This is a genomic window from Cohnella herbarum, assembly GCF_012849095.1.
Classification (GTDB): domain Bacteria; phylum Bacillota; class Bacilli; order Paenibacillales; family Paenibacillaceae; genus Cohnella; species Cohnella herbarum.
In genome coordinates this window covers 3,299,684-3,310,000 of record NZ_CP051680.1, presented here as the reverse complement: position 1 = coordinate 3,310,000, position 10,317 = coordinate 3,299,684, and the positions used below count along the sequence as shown (strand labels likewise).

Sequence of the window (10,317 nt, the reverse complement as noted above, 5' to 3'; positions counted from 1 at the left end):
CGTGGGAATCCGGCAGGACCATCTGCCAAGGCTAAATACTACCTGGCGACCGATAGTGAAGCAGTACCGTGAGGGAAAGGTGAAAAGCACCGCGGGAGCGGAGTGAAAAAGAACCTGAAACCGTGCGCTTACAAGAAGTCAGAGCCCGATCTAGGGGTGATGGCGTGCCTTTTGTAGAATGAACCGGCGAGTTACGTTCACGTGCAAGGTTAAGCTGATGAGGCGGAGCCGAAGGGAAACCGAGTCTGAATAGGGCGCCTAAGTACGTGGTCGTAGACCCGAAACCGTGTGATCTACCCCTGTGCAGGGTGAAGGTGAGGTAACACTCACTGGAGGCCCGAACTCGTGAGCGTTGAAAAGCTCTGGGATGACGTGGGGGTAGGGGAGAAATTCCAATCGAACTCGGAGATAGCTGGTTCTCCCCGAAATAGCTTTAGGGCTAGCCTCGAGGTTTAGCATCATGGAGGTAGAGCACTGATTGGGTGCGGGGCCCGCCAAGGGTTACCAAGTCCAGTCAAACTCCGAATGCCATGTATGTATACTCGGGAGTCAGACGGCGAGTGCTAAGATCCGTCGTCAAGAGGGAAAGAGCCCAGATCATCAGCTAAGGTCCCCAAGTGTGTGTTAAGTGGGAAAGGATGTGGAGTTGCGAAGACAACCAGGATGTTGGCTTAGAAGCAGCCACCATTTAAAGAGTGCGTAATAGCTCACTGGTCGAGTGACTCTGCGCCGAAAATGTAACGGGGCTAAACACACCACCGAAGCTATGGCAGACGCGCGCAAGCGCGCTTGGGTAGGGGAGCGTTGTATACGGGTTGAAGTCGTACCGGAAGGAACGGTGGACTGTATACAAGTGAGAATGCCGGTATGAGTAACGAAAAGACAGGTGAGAATCCTGTCCGCCGAAAGCCTAAGGGTTCCTGGGGTAGGTTCGTCCGCCCAGGGTAAGTCGGGACCTAACGCGAGGCCGAAAGGCGTAGTGGATGGACAACAGGTTGAAATTCCTGTACCACCGTAATCCGTTATGAGCAATGGGGGGACGCAGGAGGAGAACGACGCGAGCTGATGGAATAGCTCGTCCAAGCAGTAAGAGGTGTGTGTAGGCAAATCCGCACACTGTAACCTCAAGCTGTGATGGGGAGGGAAAATCATAGTACCGAAGGTCATGTACCCACGCTGCCAAGAAAAGCCTCTAGCCAGGAGAAGGTGCCCGTACCGCAAACCGACACAGGTGGGCGAGATGAGAATTCTAAGGCGCGCGGAAGAACTCTCGTTAAGGAACTCGGCAAAATGACCCCGTAACTTCGGGAGAAGGGGTGCCCCGGTAGTGTGAATAGCACGAGGGGGCCGCAGTGAAGAGGCCCAAGCGACTGTTTAGCAAAAACACAGGTCTGTGCGAAGCCGTAAGGCGAAGTATACGGGCTGACGCCTGCCCGGTGCTGGAAGGTTAAGAGGAGTGGTTAGGGGCAACCCGAAGCTATGAATTGAAGCCCCAGTAAACGGCGGCCGTAACTATAACGGTCCTAAGGTAGCGAAATTCCTTGTCAGGTAAATTCTGACCCGCACGAATGGCGTAACGACTTGGGCGCTGTCTCAACGAGAGATCCGGTGAAATTTTAGTACCTGTGAAGATGCAGGTTACCCGCGACGTGACGGAAAGACCCCATGGAGCTTTACTGTAGCTTGATATTGAACTTTGGTACGGTCTGTACAGGATAGGTGGGAGCCTATGAAGCAGGAGCGCAAGCTTCTGTGGAGGCGCCGTTGGGATACCACCCTGATCGTATCGGAGTTCTAACCTACTACCGTTAACCGGTAGAGGGACCGTGTCAGGCGGACAGTTTGACTGGGGCGGTCGCCTCCTAAAAAGTAACGGAGGCGCTCTAAGGTTCCCTCAGCGCGGTTGGAAATCGCGCGCAGAGTGCAAAGGCATAAGGGAGCTTGACTGCGAGACCTACAAGTCGAGCAGGGACGAAAGTCGGACTTAGTGATCCGGTGGTACCGAATGGAAGGGCCATCGCTCAACGGATAAAAGCTACCCTGGGGATAACAGGCTTATCTCCCCCAAGAGTCCACATCGACGGGGAGGTTTGGCACCTCGATGTCGGCTCATCGCATCCTGGGGCTGAAGTAGGTCCCAAGGGTTGGGCTGTTCGCCCATTAAAGCGGTACGCGAGCTGGGTTCAGAACGTCGTGAGACAGTTCGGTCCCTATCTGTCGCGGGCGTAGGAAATTTGAGAGGGGCTGTCCTTAGTACGAGAGGACCGGGATGGACGCACCGCTGGTGTACCAGTTGTTCCGCCAGGAGCACCGCTGGGTAGCCAAGTGCGGAAGGGATAAGCGCTGAAAGCATCTAAGCGCGAAGCCTGCCTCAAGATGAGATTTCCCAATTCGTAAGACCCCTGGAAGAACACCAGGTTGATAGGCTCGGGGTGGAAGCGCAGCAATGTGTGGAGCTGACGGGTACTAATCGGTCGAGGGCTTATCCTACACGAACTCGTGCGACTTTAGTCGTCACGAATGATGCTAGCAAGACAAATGATACTCACCTTCTTCTGACCGCTTTACTTCGCATCCAGTTTTCAAGGCGCAAGCCTTGAGTTTAAGATCCGGTCTGGTAATAATGGCGGAGGGGTTCCACGCGTACCCATCCCGAACACGACCGTTAAGCCCTCCAGCGCCAATGGTACTTGGACCGCAGGGTCCTGGGAGAGTAGGACGTTGCCAGGCTGGATCACATGATTTACTTACGCTTACATTCCCTGATAGCTCAGTTGGTAGAGCACTCGACTGTTAATCGAGTTGTCACAGGTTCGAGTCCTGTTCGGGGAGCCATATGGAGAGGTGTCCGAGTTTGGTCGAAGGAGCACGATTGGAAATCGTGTAGGCGTCTAAAGCGTCTCGAGGGTTCGAATCCCTCTCTCTCCGCCACTATTTTACCGGTGTAAGCATGGCCCCTTGGTCAAGCGGTTAAGACACCTCCCTTTCACGGAGGTAACAGGGGTTCGAATCCCCTAGGGGTCACCAATCTTCAAAAAGAATTACCATAAATTGAGGGTTGCATTACATAGGCGATATGAGTTATGATAATAAATGTCGCTTCAAGAAAGCAATCATTAATTAACGACGCGGGGTGGAGCAGCCCGGTAGCTCGTCGGGCTCATAACCCGAAGGCCGCAGGTTCAAATCCTGCCCCCGCAACCAAATGAATTACCCTCGGCTCAACACCGAGTTACTATCGTGGAGCTGTGGTGTAGTGGCCTAACATGCCTGCCTGTCACGCAGGAGACCGCGGGTTCGAATCCCGTCAGCTCCGCCATCTTTACACTAAGTTCGGCTCGATAGCTCAGCTGGTAGAGCAGAGGACTGAAAATCCTCGTGTCGGCGGTTCGATTCCGTCTCGAGCCACCATTACACAACTTAAAAACACGCGCCGACTTAGCTCAACTGGTAGAGCAACTGACTTGTAATCAGTAGGTTGGGGGTTCAAGTCCTCTAGTCGGCACCATTTCTTTTCAGCTAATCATGGAGGATTAGCGAAGTGGCCAAACGCGGGAGACTGTAAATCTCTTCCTTCGGGTTCGGTGGTTCAAATCCATCATCCTCCACCAGTTTTCTACTCTATGTAGGGGCATAGTTTAAGGGTAGAACAGCGGTCTCCAAAACCGTTAGTGTGGGTTCAATTCCTGCTGCCCCTGCCAATAAGATTCAAATTACGATCATGGCGGTCGTGGCGAAGTGGTTAACGCATCGGTTTGTGGATCCGACATTCGGGGGTTCAATTCCCCTCGTCCGCCCCATTTTTACAACAAAGAGGTTTTTGTTGGGGATTAGCCAAGCGGTAAGGCAACGGACTTTGACTCCGTCATCCAAGGTTCGAATCCTTGATCCCCAGCCACTTTCACTCCAAAAAGTGAAGCTAAGCGTTGGAGCATATACCGATTACTTTTCGGGGGCCCCGATAGCCTAATATGCGGAAATAGCTCAGTGGTAGAGCATCTCGTTGCCAACGAGAAGGTCGCGGGTTCGAGCCCCGTTTTCCGCTCCATCTAAAATCTTGACTGTGGCGCCATAGCCAAGTGGTAAGGCAGAGCTCTGCAAAAGCTTTACCCCCAGTTCGAGTCTGGGTGGCGCCTCCAAAAACCTTTAACTTGCGCCCTTAGCTCAGCTGGATAGAGCGTTTGACTACGAATCAAAAGGCCAGGAGTTCGAATCTCTTAGGGCGCGCCAGTAAGAAAACTGAATAAGCCGGTGTGGCGGAATGGCAGACGCGACGGACTCAAAATCCGTTTCTCGCAAGGGAGTGGGGGTTCAAGTCCCTTCACCGGCACCACTAACGAATGTCAAAACCTTAAGGTTAATCGCCTTAAGGTTTTTTTTGCTTTCGCAGAGGGATGACTTTGTGCGTAAAGTTAGAAGAGCACAGTTCCATTTGTACAAGAAACGAATAGCGAATATACATTGAGACAGGTTGAGCCCTAAGCTACAATAAAAGTCGAGTTAATTGATAATGATTATCATTTTCTTCAATAGCTCTATACACTACATTTTTAGAGGACAAAGGGGATGGAATACAGCATGGCAAGTACAAAATTTAAGTTCACGGTAGGGATGGTCGCAATGCTAGCTGCGGCGATCGGATTGGCAGGATGCGGATCCAATGATAACTCTTCGGCAAATGAAGCAAGTGCGCCGCCATCCGAAAGTCAGGCGACTACGACCGCTCAACAGCCTGAGACCGGATCGGAAACTGTTCGTAAAGTGACGGATGAGTTCGGAGAAATCGAAATTCCGGTGAACCCGCAAAGGGTCGCAGGAATTTACTTAGAGGATTATTTGACGGCGCTTGGAGTAGAACCGATCGTGCAGTGGTATCATCCAAGCTGGGGGAAACAGGATTATCTAGGCTTGGATATGCCTCAGTTCGACATCACCGGCAGTATGGAAGCGATGGTGGCGGCCGATCCCGATCTGATTATCGTTGACGGAGGAGTAGACGCGGCGAAATACGAACAGTATTCTAAAGTAGCTCCCACCTATCGCATTCCGGAACAGTATCTCGGTGATTCGACGGAAGTCCTTAAGCAGGTTGCGGATGTATTGGGAATTCCGGAGAAGGCAGAAACCAAGCTGAGTGAGTACAATCAGAAAATCAGCGATGCGAAAGCGAAGTTCCAATCGACAATAGGGAAAGAGACTGTTGCCGTAGTGCGATTAAACATCGGGGACAAAACGCTTGCCTTGTTCGGTACTAAGAATAGATTCACAGGGTTCATCTATAACCAGCTTGGACTCACGCCACATCCGATGACAGTGATGGAAGATTTTCAAAAAGTCCTATCGGAGGAAGCGATACCGGAACTCGATGCGGATCACATTATCATTTTCCCATCCAACGGAGCCTGGGACTCTAAGGAGAACCAGGAAGCGGTCAAATTGCTGGATAGCCCGTTATGGAAATCGCTGCCGGCCGTTAAGAACAATCACGTCTATTCGTACGATCGTTCTCATTGGCAATCCGGAGCGATCATCGCGAATGAAATGAAGATCGATGATCTGTTAAAGAGCCTGGCTCCATAATAGAAAGCGTAGGAATGAAGAAAGCTTAGCAACCAAAACGTTGGTTGTCGAGCTTTCCTTTTTTGTATATAATTTAATTGATAATAATTCTCACTTAGGGAAGATGAATATGATGGAACGCCTTGAGCAATCGGAGATTGGAAATGTCTTATATTATGGACTGACGAGCATTGATGTCCACTCTTCAACGGAGGAGTGGGGGCCTCGAAACGTCAATGAATATACGATGCTTGTCGTGAAGGAAGGTAACGGAAGCTTAGCTTGTGAAAGCATTATGTCAAAGCTGGAGCGAGGCAAATGCTTCGTATTTCCGCCTGGCAGTCCTATCGAGATTAAGGTCTCCGATGTCGGGATAAGCTTGTATCGGCTTACCTTTGATAAAATGATCATAGCAGCTACCGTTACCGGAGCGAAAGACGCGTTGGAGACTTCAGGATTTCCTTGTAAGGGGGAGTTGCTGTGCTCTCCGTTCTCAGATTGCTTAGATTACCTTGAGGGGATATACCGCAACCGTACCGCCCTAGATGAAATGAAGGTATTGGAACGGCATATTCGATTCCAGCAACTGCTGCTCTTTCTTTTACAACAAAATCTTACTCCTAACAAGGAATGGAACGTGAGGCAATCAGTCGAGCAAACGATCGAGCAAATGAAACGTTATTACCACGATCCGTGGACGGTGGAGCGACTATCCGAATTGGCTAATGTCCCTAGGTGGCAGTATACGCGTTTGTTTAAGGGAATGACGGGAAAAATACCGCTCCAGTATTTGAACGAGGTGAGGATCGATAGAGCGAAGCAGTTGCTGCTCGTAACGAATGATCCGATGTTCGATATCGCACAGAATGTCGGCTTTGGCGATGAGTACTATTTTAATCGTCGATTCAAGCAAGCGGTCGGCGTCTCTCCAGGCATCTATAGACGTAACAATCGTGAAAATATCCAGGTGTGGGCACCTTTTCTTGAAGATTATTTGGTCGCACTAGGAGTAACGCCTGCGATGCAATGCTCCCATGCCAACTGGGGGAAACAGGAATATCTCGGATTAAACGAGGTACCGACATTTGATATCGAGACCGAGGATGTCGAAGCCCTTTCCGGCGTCAAACCGGATTTTATCATGATGGAAGAGAGTTTCGAGCGGTGGATCCCGTTTGATCGGTTAAACCGTTTAGCGCCGACCTTTAAAGTAACCCATTCGGGAGAGGATTGGAGAACGACGCTGCGAACGGTAGCCGATCTGTTGGGGAAGATGGATAAGGTCAAAGAAATCATCGGCGAATACGAGCATAAAGCGAACGAGGCCAAGAAAATACTAAAGAGTTCGATTCAAGGGCAGACGGTTGCCTGCCTTCGCGTATCCGATGCCGGTGTTTACTTATACTCGGGTGCGGATCACGGTTACACGGGGCCGGTATTGTACAAGGATCTTGGACTGACGCCTCCGGAACTCGTTACGCAACTAACGAGTCAGGATAGAAGGGTTCCGTTAACGCCCGAGCAGTTGGTTAGGCTTGATGCCGATCATGTGGTCATAACCTTCGATAGGCTTTCGGAACGGGGAAGTCGATCAGCGATCGACGTGATTCATTGGCAAATGCTTCCGGCAGTCCGGAATCAACGAGTATACGAGGTTGATTTCTTAGCATGGATGAATTACGGAGTGCTTTCCCATAACCGGAAAATCGATGATCTGCTGAAGATATTTGCTTGATCGGGACAATATAGCAGCATTAAGCCGAAGCTCTCAAAGGGGATGGAACCTTGAGAGCTTCTTTGTCATATCCGTGCTTGAACCGAACGGGAATATTCGGATGGCGTCTGTCCCGTCACATGCTTAAACTGGCGCGAAAAACTATGGATGCTAGCATATTTAAGCATTTCCGCGATCTCGGTAAAGTTATGCCGGCATTCGCGAATGAGGTTTTTGGCTTTTTCGATTTTGAGGTTTTTATAGTACTTCATGACGCTTTGACCGGTTTTCTGCTTGAACAGGCGTACAAGGAACGATTTGCTGATATAAAGGTGTTCGCACATCTGCTCTAGCGTAAGATCGCCCGTTATATGTTCATCCATATAGGCGATCAGCTTGCCGGTCACGTCATTCTCGCTGCGTTCCTTTGCGGCCGTAGAGAGCCGGTTCCCTCCGGTATCCGCATATCCCTGAGAAATGATGCTCATAAGGAACAGCTCCAGATAAAGCCTGATATATTGCTCGGCTCCAAACGCGACGTCGGTTCTGCGGACCAATCGGTTGTACCTTGGGTCATCGAAAGGAGGCTCGAACGCTTGAAAGCCGTATTTGAGGACGGACGCGAGCAGATTGCGATCTCCGTTGCCGAGATGGAATGTTTTGTTCTCGAAAAAACGCATGGCCGGACTTCGGCATTCGAAAGTGATAACGATCACGTTAGGGGCGATTCGATTGTTGGCCCATAGGCTGTGATGCTCGTTCGGTTGATGGAAAATAATATCGCCTTGCTTCAGCACGTATCCGTTATGGTCGGCGGTCACTTCGATTTCTCCCGCATCCACGTACACCAGTTCCCAGAAATCATGCTGTTCGCCCGCGAATATATAATCTTTGGCAAATTCAAAATAGTGCAGGGTGATCAGATGAGATACCTCTATCTCCAACTTCAGCTTGGTTTTCGTAAAATCCATATCGGAAGTCCTCCGCGGTAATGAATCGGATGCATTGCGAGCCGTCGCTATAGGTTTCGCGAACCTTGGCATGAACTCCTGCCTTCATATCGGCGTTCATGCTTGAAAATGATAAATAGTCGGGCATTTTCAACAAATCTTAGAACGCGTACCGGATCTTATAATAGAGTTGCAATTCTATTCGAAGATAGCGGGGGACGAACGATGAAGAAGGGCATTAACGCATGGTCATTTCCGGCCGGAATGGGAACCAAGGATTGCATTCGCCTTGCCAAGTCCGCCGGGTTCGAAGGAATAGAGCTTGCTCTGGCAGAGGATGGGGAGCTAAGCCTCGATAGCGGAAAGGCCGAAGTTACGGAGCTAAGAGCATTCGCCGACGATACGGGCATCGAACTGACGAGCTTAGCGTCCGGTTTGTACTGGACTTATTCCCTGACCAGCAACAGCGTGTCTACGAGAAGTAAAGCCTTGGACATCGGCCGTAAACAATTGGAGACCGCGGCTCAGCTTGGCGTGGATACGATTTTGCTTATTCCGGGCGCGGTAGGCGTCGATTTTATACCCGGGTCCGAGGTCGTCCCTTATGACGTCGCTTATGAACGGGCGCAAGTAGCCGTTACGCAATTGGCAACGACGGCTGCCGAATACAAAGTCAATATCGGGATAGAGAACGTATGGAATAAATTTCTTATATCGCCTTTGGAGATGAGAAGGTTCATCGACGAAATCGGATCGCCATGGGTAGGCTCCTATTTGGATATCGGCAATACGTTATTAACCGGATACCCGGAACACTGGATCTCGATTCTCGGAGAACGGATCAAGAAGGTGCATTTCAAGGATTACCGGAGGCAAGCAGGCGGGTTGCACGGTTTCGTCGATTTGTTGGCGGGCGACGTGGACTACCCTTCGGTCGTTGCGGCGTTAACGGCGGCAGGATACGACGACTACGTCATTGCGGAGATGATTCCTAATTATACCCATCATACGGAGCAAATCATCTATAACACATCGTCTTCGATGGATCGCATATTGGGGAGGGAGACAGCAAGATGATCAAGATCGGGTTAATCGGCACGGGATTCATGGGCAAGATGCATGCCGCTTGTTACGAGGCGTTGGAAGGCAAGGCGGACTTCCAGGTTACGGCGGTCGCGGACGACAATGTCGAGAACGCTACGATGATTGCCAAGAAATTCGGGGCGAAGGTATACGCGTCCGGGGAGCAATTAATCAGCGAGGCGGATGTGAACACGATCGATATCTGCCTGCCGACGTTCCTCCATACGAAACACGCATTGCAAGCGTTGGATCGCGGTTACGACGTCTTCATCGAAAAACCGGTTTGTCTGGAAGAGTCCGAGGCGGTGCAACTGCTCGAAGCGAAGAAGAAATCGTCGGGCAAAGTGATGGTCGGACACTGCATCCGGTTCTGGCCGGAGTACGAGTACTTGAAAAAGATCAAGGACGAAGGAACATACGGGGCGATGATTTCCGGCGTCTTCAAGAGAGTTAGCCCGCGGCCGACGTGGGGATGGAACGATTGGCTGCTGGACGGTAAACGCAGCGGATCGGCGGCGCTCGACCTGCATATCCACGACGTAGATTACGTTCGTTATTTGCTCGGCGAACCGGAGTCGACGTCGAGCACGGCGGTGAACAACGGCGGTTATGCGGATCATATTTTCAGCACTTACAAGTTCGGGCAGACGGTCGTCTCCTTGGAAGGAAGCTGGGGCTACCCGGAAGGCTTCCCGTTCGAGATGTCCTACCGCGTCAAGTTCGAGCAAGCGACGGTCGCTTTTACTCCGAACGGCTTGGACGTGTATACGGAAGCGGGAGAGCACATCCGGCCCGAGCTGGCCGGGGACGCGCCGCAAGGCGGTGCCTCGTCGGACGTGGGCGGGAATGTATCATCTCTCGGCGGCTATTATAACGAGTTGCTCTACTTCCTGCGATGCTTGCAGGAAGGCAAGGAGATAACGGTTTCTACGCTCGAAGAGGGGATAGCATCGTTCAGGCTTGCGAGAAGAGAAATCGCTAACTCTCTCCGATAATCGAGGTTAGTGTATC

General features: G+C 51.0%; 5 protein-coding genes, 15 tRNA genes and 2 rRNA genes (1 of these 22 running past the window's edge). 21 read left to right on the top strand and 1 reads right to left on the bottom strand.

Annotated features, from left to right (window positions below; translation table 11 throughout):
- The 19 genes from HH215_RS14735 to HH215_RS14645 all read left to right on the top strand — a co-directional run.
- Positions 1-2,490, top strand: a 23S ribosomal RNA gene (locus HH215_RS14735); it begins 440 nt to the left of the window's first position.
- A gap of 123 nt (positions 2,491-2,613) precedes the next feature.
- Positions 2,614-2,730 (top strand): 5S ribosomal RNA (rrf, locus tag HH215_RS14730).
- Positions 2,731-2,759: 29 nt separating this feature from the next.
- Positions 2,760-2,835, top strand: a tRNA-Asn gene (locus HH215_RS14725).
- A 3-nt stretch (positions 2,836-2,838) separates the two neighbouring features.
- Positions 2,839-2,931: transfer RNA gene (locus HH215_RS14720), tRNA-Ser, on the top strand.
- A 21-nt stretch (positions 2,932-2,952) separates the two neighbouring features.
- Positions 2,953-3,027: transfer RNA gene (locus HH215_RS14715), tRNA-Glu, on the top strand.
- A 100-nt stretch (positions 3,028-3,127) separates the two neighbouring features.
- A tRNA-Met gene (locus tag HH215_RS14710) sits at positions 3,128-3,204 on the top strand.
- Between the two features lie 38 nt (positions 3,205-3,242).
- Positions 3,243-3,319: transfer RNA gene (locus HH215_RS14705), tRNA-Asp, on the top strand.
- A gap of 16 nt (positions 3,320-3,335) precedes the next feature.
- A tRNA-Phe gene (locus tag HH215_RS14700) sits at positions 3,336-3,411 on the top strand.
- A gap of 21 nt (positions 3,412-3,432) precedes the next feature.
- A tRNA-Thr gene (locus tag HH215_RS14695) sits at positions 3,433-3,508 on the top strand.
- A gap of 19 nt (positions 3,509-3,527) precedes the next feature.
- Positions 3,528-3,611: transfer RNA gene (locus HH215_RS14690), tRNA-Tyr, on the top strand.
- 16 nt (positions 3,612-3,627) lie between these two features.
- Positions 3,628-3,701: transfer RNA gene (locus tag HH215_RS14685), tRNA-Trp, on the top strand.
- Between the two features lie 23 nt (positions 3,702-3,724).
- Positions 3,725-3,800: transfer RNA gene (locus HH215_RS14680), tRNA-His, on the top strand.
- Positions 3,801-3,824: 24 nt separating this feature from the next.
- Positions 3,825-3,898 (top strand) — tRNA-Gln (locus HH215_RS14675).
- Between the two features lie 75 nt (positions 3,899-3,973).
- Positions 3,974-4,048: transfer RNA gene (locus HH215_RS14670), tRNA-Gly, on the top strand.
- 17 nt (positions 4,049-4,065) lie between these two features.
- Positions 4,066-4,139 (top strand) — tRNA-Cys (locus tag HH215_RS14665).
- A gap of 14 nt (positions 4,140-4,153) precedes the next feature.
- Positions 4,154-4,230, top strand: a tRNA-Arg gene (locus HH215_RS14660).
- Positions 4,231-4,247: 17 nt separating this feature from the next.
- Positions 4,248-4,333: transfer RNA gene (locus HH215_RS14655), tRNA-Leu, on the top strand.
- Positions 4,334-4,578: 245 nt separating this feature from the next.
- Positions 4,579-5,580 carry an ABC transporter substrate-binding protein gene (locus tag HH215_RS14650; RefSeq protein ID WP_169280587.1) on the top strand — a complete coding sequence of 334 codons (1,002 nt, stop codon included), beginning with the start codon at positions 4,579-4,581 and terminating at the stop codon, positions 5,578-5,580.
- Between the two features lie 109 nt (positions 5,581-5,689).
- Positions 5,690-7,294, top strand: coding sequence for a helix-turn-helix domain-containing protein (locus HH215_RS14645; RefSeq protein ID WP_254450492.1), 1,605 nt, complete (start codon positions 5,690-5,692; stop codon positions 7,292-7,294).
- A gap of 65 nt (positions 7,295-7,359) precedes the next feature.
- Here HH215_RS14645 and HH215_RS14640 read toward each other — a convergent pair whose 3' ends face one another.
- A complete protein-coding gene (locus tag HH215_RS14640) occupies positions 7,360-8,244 on the bottom strand; it encodes an AraC family transcriptional regulator (RefSeq protein ID WP_169280586.1) in 885 nt (294 codons plus the stop codon).
- 204 nt (positions 8,245-8,448) lie between these two features.
- On the opposite strand from HH215_RS14640, the gene HH215_RS14635 reads away from it, so the two are divergent.
- Positions 8,449-9,300, top strand: a complete 852-nt coding sequence (locus tag HH215_RS14635; protein WP_169280585.1) for a sugar phosphate isomerase/epimerase family protein — start codon at positions 8,449-8,451, stop codon at positions 9,298-9,300.
- The gene (locus HH215_RS14630; RefSeq protein ID WP_169280584.1) at positions 9,297-10,301 is read left to right on the top strand and encodes a Gfo/Idh/MocA family protein; all 1,005 of its coding nucleotides are present in this window, start codon (positions 9,297-9,299) and stop codon (positions 10,299-10,301) included. Before HH215_RS14635 ends, HH215_RS14630 begins: the two co-directional genes overlap by 4 nt.
- Positions 10,302-10,317 lie beyond the last annotated feature (16 nt).